Genomic DNA, 18,222 nt, shown 5'->3' on the forward strand with positions numbered 1-18,222 from the left:
CTCATGACACCTAACTCCCCCATTCGCGTTGCCTTAGTGGATGATCAGCAATTGGTCCGCTCAGGTTTAGGCATGCTCATTAATTCTCAGGCCGATCTTAGCGTGGTGGTGCAGGCCGGCAACGGTATCGAGGCATTGCAGAGACTCGCCGTGACAGCCACGGATGTGGTCCTCATGGATGTGCGCATGCCCGGAATGGACGGGTTGGAAACTACACGAAAATTGATGCAACGGATCAATGCTGCCCCGGAGGGATCATGGCTGGCCGATCTGAAAATTGTGGTACTGACAACTTTCGACTTGGATGAATATGCGTTGGCAGCCATTCAGGCCGGGGCTAGTGGATTCCTTCTGAAAGATGCCCCTCCGGAAGAGCTGCTCGGAGCCATCAGAACAGTTTTTGCCGGCGACGCGGTGATTGCCCCCTCCACCACACGGCGACTCCTAGATCATGTGGCACCCATGCTCTCAGCACCCAGTCTTGCCAATGACGCCAACGCAGCAGCCGTGGCCAGCCTCACCGGCCGTGAGCATGAGGTGTTTGTGTTGATTGCCAACGGGCTTTCCAACCCGGAGATCGCTACTCAACTCTTTGTCTCAGAGGCCACTGTCAAGACCCATGTGGGCCATATCTTGGCCAAACTGAACGCCCGGGACCGTGTGCAAGTGGTGGTCATTGCCTATGAGACTGGGATAGTCTCCCCGCGCTAACCCGCCGAGATTGGAGATAACTACCCCTCTCCCCCTTCGAGATTGGAGATAACTACCCCTTTGATTCGTGGTCGAGACACCCTATTCGCCGTTTTTTTGGAGTTAGCCCTTCACTGCACCTGCTGTCAGTCCCTGCACAATGAATTTGCTGGCGAAGGCAAAGATAACCAAGGTTGGGACAACCGTCAGCACGGCGGCAGCTGACATGGAACCCCAGTCAATGTTGAAGCTGGAGATAAAACCGGCAAGCGCCGTCGGAATGGTCTTGTTTTCATCGCTATTCATCAATGTCACCGACAGGAATAGTTCATTCCAGCAGTTGACGAAGTTGAAGATGAAGCTGGCAGCAATGCCCGGCATCATAACGGGCACCAAGACACGGAAGAGCGCACCAAGTCGTGAGCAGCCGTCAATCATGGCAGCCTCCTCCAACGCATCCGGCACGTTTTCAAAGAAGCCACGGAGCATGATGGTGCAGAACGGAATACAGATAGCGATGTAGACAAGAATCAGTCCGGTTTTAGAATCAACCAAATTGAAGTTTGTCATCATCATGTACAACGGGCCTAGTGCGATAAATCCCGGGATCATCTGGGTCAGCAGAAAGGCTCCCAAGACCGCGCCGCGTCCCGAAAATTGAAAACGTGCCAGCACATACGCCGAGAGCAGGGAGATCAGGGTCGCCACCGTGGCGGCAACTGTGGCCACCAACAAGCTGTTGATCATGTACCGGCCAAAATCGGACTTCGTGAACAATCCAACGTAGTTCTCCAAGGACAATTCCTTGGGCCAGTAGTCTAGGGGCAATGAATAGATTGTTCCGGGAGCCTTCAGTGACGTGACAACAATCCAGTACAACGGAAAGATCGTCACAATCAACGCGAGGCCCAAAAAGATGATCTTGGTGGTGCGCCCCAAAGCGGTTTGTTTATTGATCATCGGTTTGCCTTTCGGGGACGCACGGCCATCAGGTAGAACGCGGCAAACAACATCAAGGTAAAGACCACTATCAAGCCCAGTGCCGAGGCCTGACCGTAATCACCCTCTTGAGTAATTTTGATCATGTAGGTGGTGATGATGTGGGTTTGGTCAGCCGGTCCGCCGCCGGTCATAGCCCAGATGACATCCGGGAAGTTAAAGATCCAGATAATGCGCAAGAGAATGGTAAGCCCCAGCGTGACTGAAATGGCTGGCAGAGTAATGCTCAAGAAGGTCCGGATTTTCCCGGCACCGTCAATCGCCGCCGCTTCATACATGTCTTCGGAGACTGACTGCAGCGCGGCCAGAATCATAATGGCGAAGAACGTCACGCCGTACCAAATATTGGCCACAATGATGGCGGTCATGGCGAAGCTGGGTTCGGCCAGCCACGGGATGGGCGAGTCCGTCAGCCCCGTCTTCATCAAAAGATCATTGACAACGCCGAACTCGGCGTTGAACATCCAGCGGAAGAGCATACCGATCAGGAATCCGGACACGGCCCATGGGAAGAAGATGAGCGCTTGGTATGCGCTGCGAAATCTGAAACGCCGTTTGAGGAACAATGCCAGCGCAAACCCGATAACCACCTGGGGCACCAACGAACCAACCACCCAGACAACAGTGTTGCGAACAATAGTGCCAAATTCTGGATTCTCGAAAAGAGTAACGAAGTTGCCCCAACCAACCCATGAGGTGTCGGAAAGATCGTTAAGGTTCCAATGACGGAACGCCATCTGGCTGCCCGAGATCATTGGATAGTAGGTAAAGATGCCAACAAAGATTGCTGCGGGAGCCATGAAGGCCAGTAGCGTCAGTGCGGTCCTGGAGTTGAACCGTTTCTTCCGGGAGTAGACAGTCTGCGGTGCTGGTGGTGCGCCGGCAAGGCTCTGCCCGCGCACCCCCTCCTGCTTAGCTTTCAGTGCCACAGGTGACTAGCCCGCCATCTTTTCGGTCCAGTAGCTGTCCCAGCTGGCCAAGAGTTCCGTGGTGGTCATCTTGCCGGTGAGAACGCGCTGCAGTTCGCCGTCGGACTTCTTAATCCATTCGGTCCACCAAGCCACGCCACGGGGCTGTACGGCCGAAATGTAAGTCTCTGGGTTCTCGGTCATGGTGACGTATGCGGCCCAGGGGCCTGTGCTGTAAAACGGATCCTCGGCAGCAGATTTCAGAATCGGGACCAGTGAGTTGTCCTTACTGAACTGGGTGGCCGGCTCGCCCTGAGAGAGGTACTTGATGAGTTTGATGGCTTCTGGCTTGGCGGTGCTGGACTCAGCGATACCCCAGCCTGCCGTTGCTACCGGTTGGATGGCTTTACCAGTGGGGCCAACAAGCAATGGTGCAACATTCCACTGGTCATCCTTGATGGATTTTGACTCCTTGATGGTGGCGATTACTTCAGGGTCCTGGAGCAGAAATGCTGTGGAACCGTTACTGAAGCCTTGAACCATTTCCGGGTAGCCCCATGCCACGGACGACGGCGGAGATCCTTTCTTGAAAATCTCCAAGTAGTCATCCATGGCCTGCTGTGCCTCGGGAGCGGAGAAGATGGTTTTTCCGTTGTTGAGTTTGAAAGCATTCTCTAGATCAATCTGATCTGCTGTGTAGGCCTCGATTACGGCGACGGCGTTGGAGTTGGCATTGGGTCCTCCGCGGAAGGCGTAGCCGAACTTATTGGCGTCGGGTTCGTTCAGCTTTTCTGACTGTTTCAGGAGGTCCTGCCAGCTCGCCGGTGGTCCGGAGAACCCTGCCTCCTTCACCAAGTCCGTGCGGTAGAACAGCGAGAGCCCGTAGAAACCATAGGGAATGTAGTAGGTCTTGCCGTCTTGTTTGGAATAGTTAACTGCGTTATCTGTGAGGTTCGTCCAGCCGTCCCAGTCCTTCAGATCCGCGCTCATGTCATACAACCACTTATTCGCGCCGAAGGAGCCAACCGTGATGTCTCGGGCTTCAACCACGTCAATGCCTTTACCAGACTGCAGCATTTGCTGGATTTTTTGATCTGCCGAGTCCGTTGGTGGTGAGATGAGGTCCACCTTGATACCAGGATTAGCTTTTTCAAATCCTGCCAAGAGTGATTTTAAAGTGTCCGTTCGGGTGGGATTAGTCAGGCTCTCAACCATTTTTAGGGTGACCGTGCCCTCTGCAGAGGAATTACCTCCGCCACAGCCGGATAGGACAAGAACTGCGGCAACGCCCAAGGCGGTGACGGTAGTGATTTTCTTTTTCATGGGAGGCCTTTCATAGTGTAGCGGCGGTGGGTCTTGCGGAGAGCTACAGGGAGCGGTTCTGCGTGGCTAACGCAGATGTGCCAGCCGGAAAAGTTCAGGGACCGCTCGTTCGGCAAAGTATTCATAATCCCGGGCCGTGTTGTAGACATGGGTCGAAAGCCGCAGGAAGCCGGCCCCGCCAAAAGTGGTGATAGCGGTTTCAATGTTCAGAACCTCGGAGATCCAGGCACGTACGGCGTGGGAATCCTCGTGCGTCGTTGCCAACCCTTGGGGAAGCCTGACCAGCCGCAACTGACCAACCTGCATTCCGACGTCGACCGCTGCATCCTGCCCCGTCTTGGCGGTGAGGGCATCTTGGATAATGGACTGGCCGTAATCTGCCAAGGCGCAGGAATAACTACGGACAGCATCCCACCCATAGCGGGTTTCAATGGTGTCAAAAGCGGTCTTGGCCGCCATCCACGGGCTGACATCCTGAGTGCCCACATGATCAAAGTTCTCTGGAAATGCGTGCGGGAACCCCCAGGAATCGATCAGCGGGTGTAATAGTTCACGCAAAGGCCCGCGAGCCACAACCGCTGCCGTTCCCCGAGGAGCGCACGCAAATTTGTGCAAATTACCTACCCAAACGCCCTCAAAATCCGGCACGGGCTCAGCTTCAGCCCCGGGTGAGTGTGCCCCGTCCACCAACAACGGGATGCTTAATTTCTTGGCGGCCCGGGCGATCTCCAACACCGGAAGAGCACGCGCTGTAGCCGAGGTGGTTTGATCGATCACGATCAGGGCCGTGCGCTCGGTCACCTGCGCCATGATCAGTTCAGCGCTCTTGGCCGCATCGGCCTCTAGCGGCACGACGGCCACACGCACCTCACCGTTACATTCGCGGGCGACCCGGCGCGCACCTTCTAGAACGGCACCATAGGCATGATTTGTGGTCACAATCTGGGCGCCGGCGGCGAAGGTCAAAGAATTGTAAACAACACTGACGCCGGCACTGGCATTAGGGACCAAAGCCAAGTCATTGGCAGCCACGCCAAGGAAGTCAGCAATTTCTTGGCGGGTGGTGGCCAAGGCTACCGACTGGCCCATGAACCAGGTGCAGGGGTTGGCCTCCATGCGAGCCTTCAAGGCCAGCTGGTGCTCCTGAGCGGCACGGGGCACGGCGCCGAACGAACCATGGTTGAGATGAAGTTTGTCAGCGCTCAGCGACCAATCAGTCAGGGCGGGCTGCCCCTCCGGAGTCAGAAGCGCGGATGGTGCTGTGCTGCAAGAAGAAGCCACGGAGTACTTTCTGTTGGCGGCTGATAACGATTCATCAGTAAGCTACCTCACATTTTGAATGAAGACAAGAGATGAATTAGAAAACTTGTCCGATGACTTACTCTATTTGCCAGCAATTAGGCCATTATTGTTGGAAAATACTTGGAAGACATATGAGGACTTTTGCAACACATATGATGAGTCTGTAGATTTCGAAGGACCATGATAACAGTTACCGAAAGGGACCTCCGATGAGCGCAGTGGAGACGGCCATGCACGGGTTACGGGCCAAGATCGCATCCGGTGAGCTGCTGCCTGGCCAGAAATGCCCGCCCGAAGGCGAACTGGCCGCACAACTTGGTGTTTCGCGTAGTTCCCTACGCGAGGCAATCCGCGCCATGTCTGCCTTGGGCGTTATGGAAGCTAGACACGGCTCTGGAACCTATGTTTCCTCCCTTGAACCGGCACAGATCCTCAAGGGCTTCGCGTTGCTAGTGGACCTTTTCCCCTTTGACAGCGTTCTTGAACTTTTCGAAATACGCCGCTCCTTGGAATCACATGCTGCCGCCGGGGCAGCGGCCCGGGCAACACCTGAGCTCATGGCAGAATTGGATGATCTGGTGGCCAAAATGGAGGCCACCGAGAACTCCGCTGACATCTCCGACTTAGATGCCCGCTTCCACGAAGCGATTTGTGCCGCTGGCGGCAATTCAACTCTGACCTCATTGATGGGTCTTTTTCGGTCCCGAGGCCGGCATTTCAATGTTTTTGACAGCGTTGAGGGAGCGAACGTGCGCGAGGCCAGCAACAAGGGCCATCGGGACATTGTTGAAGCGATTAGAAATCGGGACCCTTCCTCCGCAGCCACAGCGACCGCCGGGCACATTGCGCAGACGGAGTTCTGGCTTAAGAAACTCAGGCCCGCGCCCGACCTTGACCGCTAGGTCCGGCTCCGGCCCATTTTATGGACCCAAACTGGCCCCTCCGGGACCGCACTCCACCCCTGGTAGGAGGTTCCGGCGTCGAACCCTACCCTCATATCCACCCTTACTCCGATCCGCCAAGCCAGTAAAAAAAATAGGCTGAAACCATGATCATCACAACAGAGCAAAAACAACGTACGCTAGCGGTTCAGGCCCGCGGATTGCGTAAAAGCTACGGCAAAGGCGAGACAGAGGTGACCGCGCTGAAGAACGTGGATCTGGATTTCCCCGCCGGCCAGTTCACCGCGATCATGGGCCCCTCAGGCTCCGGAAAATCAACACTGATGCACTGTTTGGCTGGCCTGGACTCAGTCTCTTCAGGCACCATCCATCTAGGCGACACCGAGCTAACCGCACTGAACGACAAGGCTTTAACACAACTGCGCCGGGACCGGATTGGCTTCGTCTTCCAAGCCTTCAATCTAGTCCCGACCCTGACCGCAGAAGCCAACATCACTTTACCGGTGGCCCTGGCAGGCAGCACAGTGGACAAGGAATGGTTCACCTTCATCACCACCACGCTGGGTTTAACCGACAGGCTCAAACACAAGCCGCACGAGCTTTCCGGAGGCCAGCAACAACGTGTTGCCGTTGCCCGAGCTCTACTCACCCGCCCCGATGTCATTTTCGGCGATGAGCCCACCGGAAACCTAGATTCGCGCTCCGGCGCCGAAGTCCTGGGCATGTTGCGCCGCTCATCCCGGGAGATGGGTCAGAGCATTATTATGGTCACCCACGATCCGGTGGCAGCCTCTTATGCTGACCGCGTGGTTCTGATGAACGACGGCGAACTGGTGGGCCAGTTGGAGAATCCCACCGCCGAGTCGGTGCTGGCTTCGCTGGCTTCCTTGGGGGCATAAGTCGTGTTGCACGTTTCCCTGAGCCAACTTAAAACTCATTCGCGGCGGTTTATCGCCATTACTTTGGCCGTGCTCCTAGCGGTCGCATTTCTTTCGGCAACACTGATGGTCAATGCCTCCACAAAGGCATCCTTGAAGGCCAGCATCGGCCAGGAATATGCATCAGCCGATTTGCTCATCTCCCCCACAAACGAGCAACTGTTGACGGCGAGTTCGGCTGAAATGGTTGCCTCATCTTCACTGGTGGCTCAGTCCTACCCCCTGATTTCGGTGTATGCCCAGTCTGATCTAGGCAACACTTCCCTTGGCGCGTCCTTCCGGAATATGCCGGACAACTCAGCCTTGGAGCCTCTCGCGTTGCTTTCGGGAGCATGGCCCTCCAGTAAGAACGAGGTGGTGGTGGATGCGCAAACCGCCAAGCGCAATTCCCTCACGATAGGTAGCAAAGTAACTGTGAAAGGTGAGGCCGTATCCGGCAGTAATACTGCCTCCGCAGATGCCACCGGTGGCGCTGCTGCAACCAGTCTGCAGGCAAGCATCACCGGCATCATGGCCTCCTCCACAAACCCCATGTTGCAGGGCTCCGCGCAATTTGTAGGCACACTGGCCGCTGTGCGCACCATTGCGCCCGGCGACGCTAACTTTGACAGCATCGCTATGAAGCTAAAACCCGGTGTCACCGTGGATGAGGCCAAATCGGCGCTCTCCACCAGTCTGGACCGTCCTGCAACAACAATCCTGACAGCGGATGAAAAGACCACTGAAATGGTGGCCATGTTCACAGGGGGTCAGGACCAACTGACCATCATCTTGTTGGCATTCGCCGCCGTTGCCTTGCTAGTTTCGGCATTGGTGGTCTCCAATACGTTCTCCGTGCTGGTTGCTCAGAGGACTCGGGAGTTGGCACTGTTGCGCTGTATTGGAGCCAGCCGGAAACAGATTCGCAACTCCGTCATAGTTGAAGCACTCATTGTGGGCTTCGTGGCCTCGATACTGGGTGTTCTTACAGCGGCGGGTATCATGGCCTTGATCTTGGCGCTGCTGGCCAACAACCCTGACTTCACCTTTGCCACTTTGGCGGTACCGCCGTCGGCCATCATTGCCGGGCTTGTGGTAGGAACCTCGCTCACGGTACTGTCCGCTCTAGTTCCCGCCCGAGCTGCAACAGCTGTGGCACCTCTGGCTGCGTTGCGGCCCGTTGATGACGCCTCACTGCAGAATGCTGGCGGCCGCGCACGTCTAATAATCGGGATTGTGCTCACGCTGCTCGGCGGCGTGGGGCTGGTTGTTGGCGGCCTGAGCGCAAACCTACTCTTGGCGTTGCCCGCCGGAGCTGCCTCCTTCATAGGCATCCTGATGATGGCCACTCTCATTGTGCCCCAGCTGGTCTCACTAGCTGGGATACTGGCTCGTCCCGCCGGGGTCCCGGGGCGAATGGCCGCCGCCAACGCGGTGCGGAATCCGCGTAGGACCACGGCAACGGCCTCAGCCCTCCTCATTGGAGTGACTCTTGTAACCATGATGATGACTGGCGCAGCAACAGCCAGACACGCCTTTGATACCGAGCTTGACGGCAGTTATCCGGTAGATATCACCGCCCAGAGCTATCCCGGGGCAACCCCGATTTCGCCGGCCGATATCGCAGCAGCAGCGGCACTCCCAGGCGTCAAGCATATTGCCAAACTGGAGCTGGTTGGTTCCATAGTGGTCGGGGATACGCAGCTGCCTGCCTACGCAATATCAGAGTCCGATGCGCTGGCTTTACTGGCGAATCCCGCCAACCGTCCCGGCCCTACATCAGCAGTACTGCCCAAGAGTTTCCAAAGCACCTCGGTCAGTCTGGCCGCCGGAACTCAAACAACCACTCTGAGCGCAACCCCGGCCACAACCGATGGCTCAAATGCTCTGGTTTCCTTGGCGAGCTTCCCTGCGCTGGATGCCGGCGACCCGCTGCACAGCCAAGAAATTGCTCCCCTATGGATTTCCGTTGACGAGTCACTAGATGCTAGCGCCCTAACGGATCTGCGCACATCTCTGGCCAGTGCGTTGCATATTGACGATTACCAGGTCAGCGGTGCCGTTCTGGAGAAGGCCATGTTCAACCAGATCATCGATATGTTGCTGCTTGTGGTTACAGGGCTGCTGGCCGTGGCCGTGTTCATTGCGCTGATCGGCGTGGCGAACACGCTGTCATTGTCCGTGTTGGAACGGACCCGGGAAAATTCCTTACTGCGGGCCTTGGGTCTCACACGAGGTCAGCTGCGAGGCATGTTGGCGCTGGAAGCGGTCCTGATTGCCGGAGTTGCCGCGCTCATAGGCTCCTTCATGGGCGTCATCTACGGTTGGGCTGGCGCGCAATCGGCCCTAGGCAACTTTGCCGACGTCCCAGTCATGGTCCCTTGGGGTCAAATCTTGCTGGTGGTGCTCGTAGCTGGCGTTGCCGGTCTCCTGGCCTCAGTAGTGCCGGCTCACCGCGCTGCGAAGCTCTCACCTGTTGAGGGAATGGCCATGGACTGAGCGGCTCCTGCAGCGCTAAAGCCGCCGGTTGCGGATAAAGCCACTCGGCGCCGGGTGGCTTTATCCGCAACCGGCGGCTTTACCCAATGGGTCGAGGTTGTGCACAGCCGGGAGTTATCCACAATTGCAACCGTGCCTCTTTCACTCTCGCTCTCCGGGTGGAACGCTCGGATGTATGAACTTGCCACGCCTGATCCGTCCGGCCGATCTTGAAAAGGTGGGACAAGACCGCCGCGCACTTGTCACGCTTACCAATAAAGGTGAGCTGACACGCCTACGGCGTGGCATCTATATGAAATCTACCGAGTGGACTGAACTCAATCTGCCACAAAAATACGGCATGAAGACGCTCGCTTACCAACAACAAACACTGCGACAGCCCGTTTTTACGCATGCCACCGCTGGGCTCCTATGGGGTCTTTGGCTAGTGCGAACACCCCAGAAGCTGCACGTCATGACGGATGTTATGACCAGCGGCCGGTCCAAGAACGGGGTGGTCCGTCACCGCGGTTCGATGACTGAAGGGATGCTGCGCTGTGGCCCGTTCTTACTAACAGACAAAATTACAACCGTCATGCAACTGATTCTGTCACTTGATTTTCCCTCCGCGGTGGCCATCTGCGACTCAAGTTTGCGCATCCCAAACCGCAACTACATGCTCAATCACTTCACTCCCGCAGGTTCGGAGTCGGACTTCACCGAGCCAACATGGCAGAGCACAGACCCACAAGGTCCGCCATTACAGCTTGCGGACCTTGTGAACTCAGCAGAGCTCCTACCCACCAAGGCCGCGCAGCGACGAGCCCTTGCCATCATCAACTTCAGCTCCTCCCTCTCAGGATCGGCCGGCGAGTCGATCAGCCGTGCAAAAATGCACCAATGGGGATTCCCCGCGCCCGTACTGCAAAAACATTTCACACTACGTGATGGCAGCAACGCGTTTGTGGACTTCTGGTTCGAGGAGCAGAAAATAGTGGGTGAATTTGATGGCAAGGGCAAGTACCTGCGCGGTGATTGGGGAGGTGGGCTCAGCATTCAACAACGCGTGTTGAAGGAAAAGCAACGTGAGAACCAGATCCGTGCCCAAGGAAATGGTTTCGTGCGCTGGGATTGGAAGGAAATGATGAACAGGGAACGGTTCATCTACCTTTTACGCGAAGCGGGACTGCGTCAAAAATAGCGCCGCCCACCACAAAAGCCGCCGGTTGCGGATAAAGCCACCGCGCGCGGGGTGGCTTTATCCGCAACCGGCGGCTTTTAGGTAATAAGGAAGACTACGCCTCGGCCGGCTCCTCATACCGTGGGAAGATCGGCGTCGGAGCGGGCAGCACGGTTCCGGCCACCAAGGGAGTGGAAATGGCCGTGAACTGGCGAAGCGTATCCTCTGCTTCGGTGCCCTGGCCCAAAATTGTCAGCAGCTTACCGGCCGCGTCAGGCATCACGGGCTGGATGAGGATCGAAACAATGCGCAGGATCTCCAATGTCACGTACAAAACTGTTTCCATCCGCGCCACATCAGTCTTGCGCAGCACCCATGGGGCCTGCTCGGCGAAGTAAGCGTTGGTGTCGCCCAAAACAAGCCAGATCTTCTCCAACGAGCCATGGAAATCCTGCACCTCATAAGCGTTGCGTGAGTGCTCAAGCAGCCCATGTACAGCAGCCAAAATCTCCTCGTCGGCAGAGGTGAATGCACCAGGGGCAGGCACGGTACCTGAGCAGTTCTTCGCCACCATGGACAGTGAACGTTGGGCTAGGTTGCCCAGGTTATTAGCCAGGTCAGCGTTCATACGACCCACCACAGCGTCATGGTTGTAGGAGCCGTCGGCCCCGAAGTGAACTTCACGCAGCAAGAAGAAGCGCACCTGGTCCAACCCGTATTGGGCAACCCAGTCGGCAGGAGCCACCACGTTACCCAGCGATTTGGACATCTTCACGCCATTGTTGTGCAGGAAACCGTGGATCATTACGCGCTTGGGCAATTCAAGTCCGGCGGACATCAAAAATGCCGGCCAGTACACGGCATGGAACCGGGAGATATCCTTGCCGATGACGTGAACATCTGCCGGCCAGTAATTTTTGAAAGCCTCTGAGTCCACATCAGGGTAGCCCACACCTGTTAAGTAGTTGGTCAGCGCATCAACCCAGACATACATGACGTGTTTGTCGTTGCCAGGAACCGGCACTCCCCAGTCGAATGTGGTCCGGCTAACCGAGAGGTCTTCTAGCCCTCCCTTGACGAAGCTGATGACCTCGTTGAAGCGCGTTCGGGGGGCACCAAATTCGGGTACAGAGTCGTATAGTGCCAGCAGTTTGTCTTGGTAATTGGAGAGTCGGAAAAAGTAGCTTTCCTCCTCGGTCCAGGTCAGTACAGTATCGGTGACCTTGGAGTAGCGGTTTCCGTCCTCGCGCAGTTCCGTCTCATCTTCGCCGTAGTAGGCCTCGTCACGAACCGAGTACCAGCCCTCGTACTTGCCTAAGTAAATATCCCCGGCCTCTTCCATCTTCTGCCAGATGGCCTGAGAGGCGGCATAATGATCGGCGTCGGTGGTGCGAATAAAACGGTCATAGCTAATGCCAAGGGCCGCATGGGTTTCCTTGAAAATTGTGACGTTGCGGTCAACGAGTTCTTTGGGCGTGAGGCCCTCTTTTTCAGCCGTCTGGGCAATCTTCATACCGTGCTCATCTGTGCCAGTCAGGAACATGACATCAAAACCGTCAAGGCGCTTGAACCGGGCCATGGCGTCGGTAGCAATGTATTCGTACGCGTGCCCAATGTGCGGAACGCCGTTGGGGTACGTGATGGCGGTTGTCAGGTAGTAAGGCGTCTTGGCCGAGTCAGTAGTTCTCACCCTATGAATTTACCGTGAAAATCCTTAAACGTAGATTCCTGGAACACCGCATGTCCACGCTTGGAAAGTGAACCACGGCGCGGTCCCCACCAAAGTGGGGACCGCGCCGTTGTTGTACCTAGGAAGAGGTGTGGAGATTAGTCTTCCAGGTCCACTTCGCGGGCCATGGTGGCACCGATCTCAACCTTGATGGCTTCCAACAGTGACTGCGGCACGGAGCTGTCAACCGTGATCAGGGCCAGCGCCTGCCCTCCTTCTGTGTGGCGAGCAACCTGCATGCCGGCAATGTTGACCTGGTTTTCCCCCAGCAGGCGACCCAACGCGCCAACAACGCCGGGACGGTCCGCGTAGGCGATCACCAAGAGGTGATCGCTCATCGGGATTTCAAGTTCATAGCCATTGACCGAAACGATCTTCTGAATCTGCTTCGGGCCCGTCAAAGTACCTGAAACGGAAATCTGCGAATCATCCGAGAGCGCCCCGCGGATAGTCAGCACGTTGCGGTAATCAGCAGACTCCAAGGTGGTGATCAGGTTGGTCTTGATGCCGCGCTGCTCGGCCAAAACCGGTGCGTTGACGTAGGAGACCTGCTCGGAAACAACATCCTTGAAGACACCCTTAAGTGCAGAGAGTTCAAGGGCTTTGACATCGTGGGCGGCAATTTCACCGGCAACTTCAACATCAATGGCGGTGACAGAAGCGTGGCACAGTGCAGTGAAGATCCGGCCCAGCTTCTCAATCAGCGGGATACCGGGGCGAACGTCGGGGGCAATGACGCCACCGGCCACGTTCACGGCGTCAGGAACCAGCTCGCCGGCAAGGGCCAGACGTACTGATTTGGCAACGGAGACGCCAGCCTTTTCCTGTGCTTCATCCGTGGAGGCTCCGAGGTGGGGTGTGGCAATGACGTTATCCAGACCCAGGAAGTCAACGTCGGTGGCGGGTTCCTTGACGAATACGTCAATGCCAGCTCCGGCAATGTCACCGTTGCGCAAGGCGATGTTCAGGGCAGCTTCATCGATCAAACCACCACGGGCCACGTTGATGACGTAGGCGGTTTTCTTCATCTTGGCGAATGCTTCGGTGCCAATCATGCCCAGTGTTTCTGGGGTGCGGGGCATGTGGATGGTGATGAAGTCCGACTGCTCCAGCAGCTCGTCTAGGGACAGGAGCTGTACTCCCAGGCTGGCGGCGCGTGCTGAGGTGACGTAGGGATCGTAGGCAACGATCTCCATGCCAAATGCCTTGGCGCGCTCGGTGATCAGGGCGCCGATACGGCCCAAACCAATGATACCGAGCTTCTTTTCCAGCAGTTCGGTTCCGGTGTACTTGGAACGCTTCCACTCACCATTTTTCAGCGCGGTACTGGCGGCCGGAATGTGCCGGGCCAGGGAAAGAATGTGACCGATTGTCAGTTCGGCGGCAGAAACGATGTTCGATGTTGGTGCGTTGACCACCATGACCCCGGCCCGGGTTGCGGCCTTGATATCAACGTTATCCAGCCCCACACCCGCACGTGCAATGATCTTCAGTTTCTTCGCCGCGGCGATGGCCTCGGCGTCTACCTGCGTTGCGGAGCGAACCAGGATCGCATCAACGTCAACAATGGCGGAAAGCAAAGCGGAGCGATCTGCGCCGTCTGCATGTCGGATCTCAAAATCGGGCCCCAGGGCCTCGATCGTGGCGGGTGACAGTTCCTCAGCGAGGAGTACTACTGGCTTGGTGGCGCTCACCTGGTGACCTCTTTAGCTTTCGATTGTAATCTTGTGGAGATTCTTGGTGACTGGTTCTTGTCTTATTAATTCAACAACAAAAGACGGGCTTCAGTTTATGGGAGGCCGGTTTGATCAGACGTAACAATTGCAACAAAGTACGTCGCAAGCGATGTAGGTCACACAGCAAATTCAGCGTGCGCCGGGCGTGCGCCGAGCGTGCGCCCAGCGTGTGTTGACCTCCGCAAAGACTGTGTCTGCAGTGGCAAAGCACGACGGCGTCCGCTGGACCAGGCAGGTCCGGCAGACGCCGTCGTCGAAGGTTGATAGATAAGCTGCGTTAGCGGGCTACGGAGCCTTCTGTGTAGTCATCGCTGGTCTTGATCCAGGAGAAGAGCTTGCGCAGTTCGCGGCCGGTGGCCTCGATCGGGTGGTCCTCGCCCTGCTTGCGCAGCGCAGCGAACTCGGCGCCGCCGTTGTCCTGATCGTCAATGAAACGCTTGGCGAACGCGCCATTCTGGATGTCTTTCAGGACAGCCTTCATGTTTTCCTTCACCTCGGGGGTGATCACGCGAGGACCGGAGACGTAGTCGCCGTACTCTGCTGTATCGGAAACGCTCCAGCGCTGCTTGGCGATGCCACCTTCAACCATCAAGTCAACAATGAGCTTGAGCTCGTGGAGGACCTCGAAGTAAGCAACTTCGGGCTTGTAACCGGCTTCGGTCAATACTTCGAAACCGTACTGAACCAGCTGTGAAGCACCGCCGCAAAGAACCGCCTGCTCGCCGAACAGATCCGTTTCGGTCTCTTCGGTGAACGTTGTCTCAATGACGCCTGCACGGGTTCCACCGATGCCCTTGGCGTAGGACAGTGCCAGCTCGCGTGCTTTGCCTGTGGCATTCTGCTCAACTGCGATCAAGTCCGGCACACCGCGGCCGGCTTCGAACTCGCGGCGCACAATGTGTCCCGGACCCTTAGGGGCAACGAGGGCAACATCAACGTCGGCCGGCGGCTGGATGTAACCGTAGCGGATGTTAAAGCCGTGGCCGAAGAACAGTGCGTCGCCTGCCTTGAGGTTCGGTGCAATTTCTTCTGCGTAAACAAAGCGCTGAACCTGATCCGGTGTAAGGATCATGATCAGATCGGCTTCTGCGGTTGCCTCTGCAACACTGAGGACGCGCAGGCCCTCTGCCTCTGCCTTGGCACGTGACTTGGAGCCTTCTTTGAGGCCCACTCGAACGTCAACACCTGAATCGCGCAAGCTCAGTGCGTGTGCGTGGCCCTGGCTGCCGTAGCCAATGACGGCGACCTTGCGACCCTGGATGATGGAGAGGTCTGCGTCGTCGTCGTAGAACATGTCGGTCACTGTATTGCTCCTTGAATGAATGGTGTGTGTTGCCAATGGTGAAAAGTATTTCATGCCGGTCGCATGGGCCGGCGTGTGCGGACGGTGTGCGCTATGAGGCGCGCAACGCCCTATCGCTCATGGAGCGGGATCCCCGCCCGATGGCCAAGGTGCCTGATTGCACGATTTCTCGGATGCCAAATGGCTCCAAGACGTTGAGCAATGCTGCAAGCTTGTCCGCGTAACCGGTGGCTTCGATGGTCAATGAGTCTGTGGACACATCAACTACTGAAGCCCTAAAGAGATCTGCAGCCTGGGTTACCTGCAATCTCGTAGCGGCGTCCGCCCGTACCTTGACCAGAATGTGGTCCCGTTGTACGGAATTCTCTGAAACAAGTTCAACAATCTTGATGACGTTGACTAGTTTATTCAGTTGCTTGGTGACTTGTTCAATCAGTTCACCGTCAGCATCAACCACAACTGTCATGCGGGAAATTCCGGCATTCTCTGTGGGGCCAACTGCTAGGGAGTTGATATTGAACGCGCGGCGGGCAAACATGCTTGCCACACGGGTCAAAACACCGGGTTTGTCTTCAACCAGTACGGAAAGAGTATGTCGAGTCATGTCTAGTCCTCCTCGTCCCACACTGGGGTCATGTTCCTGGCAACTTGAATTTGATCATTGCTGACACCTGAGGGCACCATAGGCCAAACCATGGAGTCCGGGCTAACAACGAAATCGATGATCACTGGACGGTCATTGATGGCCAAGGCCGCTTCAATGGTGGCGTCAATGTCTTCAACGCGTTCGCAGCGCAGACCAACACAGCCATAGGCTTCAGCAAGCTTGACGAAGTCAGGGACCCGAATGGTGTCGTGGCCGGTGTTCAGGTCCGTGTTTGAGTAGCGGCTGTTGTAGAACAGTGTCTGCCACTGGCGCACCATACCCAAAGAGGAGTTGTTGATGATGGCAACTTTGATCGGAATGTTGTTAATCCGGCAGGTGGCCAGCTCCTGGTTGGTCATCTGGAAACAGCCGTCACCGTCAATTGCCCAGACAACGCGGTCGGGGTTGCCAACCTTTGCTCCCATGGCAGCAGGCACCGAGTACCCCATGGTGCCAGCGCCTCCTGAGTTCAGCCAGGAACGGGGACGCTCGTACTTGATGAACTGCGCCGCCCACATCTGGTGCTGGCCAACTCCGGCAGCATACACAGCCTCGGGACCTGACAATGCTCCGATGCGGGAGATGACGCGTTGAGGAGACATAAGCCCGTCTTCGGGCTCGGTCCAGCCCAGCGGGTACGTGTCACGCAGATTGCCCAGGAATGCCCACCAATCACCCAGATCCGGGGTGCCGTTGGCGTCCAGCTCCGTTTTGAGTGCGACGGTCAGGTCGGGGATGATTTCTTTCAAAGACCCCACGATCGGCACATCGGCCGTGCGGTTCTTGGAAATCTCCGCAGGGTCAATATCTGCGTGGATAACCTTTGCATGCGGTGCAAAGCTGCTGAGCACGCCGGTCACGCGGTCATCGAAGCGGGCGCCTAAGGTGATCAGCAGATCTGACTGCTGCAGTGCCGTGACTGCGGAAACGGCGCCGTGCATGCCGGGCATGCCAACGTGCAGATGGTGCGAGTCCGGGAATGCTCCGCGAGCCATCAGAGTGGTGACGACGGGGATACCAGTGAGTTCCGCCAGTGCCATGAGCTCGGTGGCGGCGTTGGCCTTGATGACTCCCCCGCCAACATAAAGTACCGGCTTCTTTGATTCACGGATCAACCGGGCAGCTTCACGCAACTGCTTGGAATGGCCGCGAAAAACCGGGCGGTAGCCGGGCAGGTCAATGACTGGCGGCCAGGAAAAGGTCATTTGGCCTTGCTGGGCGTCCTTGGCCACGTCAACCAGAACGGGGCCGGGGCGCCCGGTGGAGGCGAGGTGAAATGCCTCGGCCAAAACGCGAGGGATGTCATTGGGGTCAGTCACTAAGTAGGAGTGTTTAGTGATCGGCATGGTGATGCCAACAATGTCTGCTTCCTGAAAAGCATCGGTGCCAATGACTGAACTGGATACCTGGCCGGTGATAGCCACTAACGGAACCGAGTCCATGTGCGCGTCCATGATGGGCGTTACAAGGTTGGTGGCACCGGGGCCGGAAGTCGCAATACAAACACCAACATTGCCTGTGACCTGTGCGTAGCCCTGGGCAGCGTGACCGGCGCCTTGTTCGTGTCGCACAAGAACGTGATTGAGGGAAGATGCCATGAGCGGGTCATACGTGGGAAGGATGGCTCCACCGGGCAAACCAAAAATGTCCTTGACACCAAGCTCTTCAAGGGCACGCACAAGCGCTTCGGAGCCTGTCATCTGAATAGGTGCCACAACATTGTTGGGACCTACGACGTCGGAGGCTGGCTTGAGGGTGCTCACTGCGCCAGAAGTGGTGCTGGCTTGGGCACCGTGTCCAGAGGATTTGGCTGCCATCAGCGATGGGCTGCCGGGCGTTCCTTTACTCATCGGTTCTTCCTTCGGGAAACTCATGCTCTTAGGTGTTTCTTATTTATTTGCGTTCAGTTCTGGGTGCCGAACGCAGTTATACGAGTTGCCGCTGGTGGTGGAAACAAAAAGAACCCCTCAGCCCATAAGGCTCTCAGCGAGGGGTATGCACGTGTCGTGAAGTTCTCTCATTGGAGAACGCCACTGGAGCCATGACCATGGGTGCGGTCATTTCGCCTCACGCGCTAGCTAATGACGCTTGGAAGCTTTCGTTGCATGT

The 18,222-nt window shown here is 56.7% G+C and carries 14 protein-coding genes; 5 read left to right on the forward strand and 9 right to left on the reverse strand.

Translation table 11 applies throughout. The features are described 5' to 3' along the window. Window positions 1-3 precede the first annotated feature (3 nt). On the forward strand, window positions 4-711 hold the full coding sequence (locus tag AAFM46_RS10745) for a response regulator transcription factor (protein WP_283528006.1): 708 nt from the start codon (window positions 4-6) through the stop codon (window positions 709-711). Between the two features lie 102 nt (window positions 712-813). Here AAFM46_RS10745 and AAFM46_RS10750 read toward each other — a convergent pair whose 3' ends face one another. The 4 genes from AAFM46_RS10750 to AAFM46_RS10765 all read right to left on the reverse strand — a co-directional run bounded on the left by AAFM46_RS10750 (window position 814) and on the right by AAFM46_RS10765 (window position 5,201). Next, a complete protein-coding gene (locus AAFM46_RS10750) occupies window positions 814-1,650 on the reverse strand; it encodes a carbohydrate ABC transporter permease (protein WP_283528008.1) in 837 nt (278 codons plus the stop codon). After that, a complete protein-coding gene (locus tag AAFM46_RS10755; protein WP_343317714.1) occupies window positions 1,647-2,618 on the reverse strand; it encodes a sugar ABC transporter permease in 972 nt (323 codons plus the stop codon). The genes AAFM46_RS10750 and AAFM46_RS10755 overlap by 4 nt, the downstream gene beginning before the upstream one ends. Window positions 2,619-2,624: 6 nt before the next feature. Next, window positions 2,625-3,920 carry a sugar ABC transporter substrate-binding protein gene (locus AAFM46_RS10760; protein WP_343317716.1) on the reverse strand — a complete coding sequence of 432 codons (1,296 nt, stop codon included), beginning with the start codon at window positions 3,918-3,920 and terminating at the stop codon, window positions 2,625-2,627. Window positions 3,921-3,986: 66 nt separating this feature from the next. Further along, complete coding sequence (locus tag AAFM46_RS10765; protein WP_343317718.1) at window positions 3,987-5,201, reverse strand: aminotransferase class V-fold PLP-dependent enzyme; 1,215 nt, start codon at window positions 5,199-5,201, stop codon at window positions 3,987-3,989. Window positions 5,202-5,431: 230 nt separating this feature from the next. On the opposite strand from AAFM46_RS10765, the gene AAFM46_RS10770 reads away from it, so the two are divergent. The 4 genes from AAFM46_RS10770 to AAFM46_RS10785 all read left to right on the forward strand — a co-directional run bounded on the left by AAFM46_RS10770 (window position 5,432) and on the right by AAFM46_RS10785 (window position 10,720). Further along, the gene (locus tag AAFM46_RS10770; RefSeq protein ID WP_343317719.1) at window positions 5,432-6,124 is read left to right on the forward strand and encodes a FadR/GntR family transcriptional regulator; all 693 of its coding nucleotides are present in this window, start codon (window positions 5,432-5,434) and stop codon (window positions 6,122-6,124) included. Window positions 6,125-6,270: 146 nt separating this feature from the next. Beyond that, on the forward strand, window positions 6,271-7,023 hold the full coding sequence (locus AAFM46_RS10775; RefSeq protein WP_343317720.1) for an ABC transporter ATP-binding protein: 753 nt from the start codon (window positions 6,271-6,273) through the stop codon (window positions 7,021-7,023). 3 nt (window positions 7,024-7,026) lie between these two features. Then, window positions 7,027-9,540: an ABC transporter permease gene (locus tag AAFM46_RS10780; RefSeq protein ID WP_343317722.1), complete on the forward strand. Its 2,514-nt coding sequence runs from the start codon at window positions 7,027-7,029 to the stop codon at window positions 9,538-9,540. Between the two features lie 175 nt (window positions 9,541-9,715). Next, window positions 9,716-10,720, forward strand: coding sequence for a type IV toxin-antitoxin system AbiEi family antitoxin domain-containing protein (locus tag AAFM46_RS10785; protein WP_283528022.1), 1,005 nt, complete (start codon window positions 9,716-9,718; stop codon window positions 10,718-10,720). A gap of 94 nt (window positions 10,721-10,814) precedes the next feature. Here the strand turns inward: AAFM46_RS10785 and metG are convergent, their stop codons facing one another. The 5 genes from metG to AAFM46_RS10810 form a co-directional block, all read right to left on the reverse strand. Continuing rightward, window positions 10,815-12,389, reverse strand: a complete 1,575-nt coding sequence (gene metG, locus AAFM46_RS10790) for a methionine--tRNA ligase (RefSeq protein ID WP_343317725.1) — start codon at window positions 12,387-12,389, stop codon at window positions 10,815-10,817. 137 nt (window positions 12,390-12,526) lie between these two features. After that, entirely contained in the window at window positions 12,527-14,122 is a 1,596-nt protein-coding gene (gene serA / locus AAFM46_RS10795; protein WP_283528026.1) for a phosphoglycerate dehydrogenase, read from the reverse strand. A gap of 319 nt (window positions 14,123-14,441) precedes the next feature. Next, complete coding sequence (gene ilvC / locus AAFM46_RS10800; protein ID WP_283528028.1) at window positions 14,442-15,467, reverse strand: ketol-acid reductoisomerase; 1,026 nt, start codon at window positions 15,465-15,467, stop codon at window positions 14,442-14,444. A gap of 91 nt (window positions 15,468-15,558) precedes the next feature. Continuing rightward, the gene (gene ilvN, locus AAFM46_RS10805; RefSeq protein ID WP_283528030.1) at window positions 15,559-16,071 is read right to left on the reverse strand and encodes an acetolactate synthase small subunit; all 513 of its coding nucleotides are present in this window, start codon (window positions 16,069-16,071) and stop codon (window positions 15,559-15,561) included. Window positions 16,072-16,073: 2 nt separating this feature from the next. Then, a complete protein-coding gene (locus AAFM46_RS10810) occupies window positions 16,074-17,963 on the reverse strand; it encodes an acetolactate synthase large subunit (protein WP_343317728.1) in 1,890 nt (629 codons plus the stop codon). Window positions 17,964-18,222: the final 259 nt, after the last annotated feature.

The sequence above is a fragment of the Arthrobacter sp. TMP15 genome, from assembly GCF_039529835.1.
Lineage (GTDB): Bacteria > Actinomycetota > Actinomycetes > Actinomycetales > Micrococcaceae > Specibacter.

Excerpts from the sequence above, each read along its gene's own strand:
- AAFM46_RS10745 (WP_283528006.1), top strand. The coding sequence starts at position 4 with ATGACACCTAACTCCCCCATTCGCGTTGCCTTAGTGGATGATCAGCAA.
- AAFM46_RS10750 (WP_283528008.1), bottom strand. The coding sequence starts at position 1,650 with ATGATCAATAAACAAACCGCTTTGGGGCGCACCACCAAGATCATCTTT.
- AAFM46_RS10760 (WP_343317716.1), bottom strand. The coding sequence starts at position 3,920 with ATGAAAAAGAAAATCACTACCGTCACCGCCTTGGGCGTTGCCGCAGTT.
- ilvN (WP_283528030.1), bottom strand. The coding sequence starts at position 16,071 with ATGACTCGACATACTCTTTCCGTACTGGTTGAAGACAAACCCGGTGTT.
- AAFM46_RS10785 (WP_283528022.1), top strand. The coding sequence starts at position 9,716 with ATGAACTTGCCACGCCTGATCCGTCCGGCCGATCTTGAAAAGGTGGGA.
- AAFM46_RS10775 (WP_343317720.1), top strand. The coding sequence starts at position 6,271 with ATGATCATCACAACAGAGCAAAAACAACGTACGCTAGCGGTTCAGGCC.
- AAFM46_RS10810 (WP_343317728.1), bottom strand. The coding sequence starts at position 17,963 with ATGAGTAAAGGAACGCCCGGCAGCCCATCGCTGATGGCAGCCAAATCC.
- AAFM46_RS10770 (WP_343317719.1), top strand. The coding sequence starts at position 5,432 with ATGAGCGCAGTGGAGACGGCCATGCACGGGTTACGGGCCAAGATCGCA.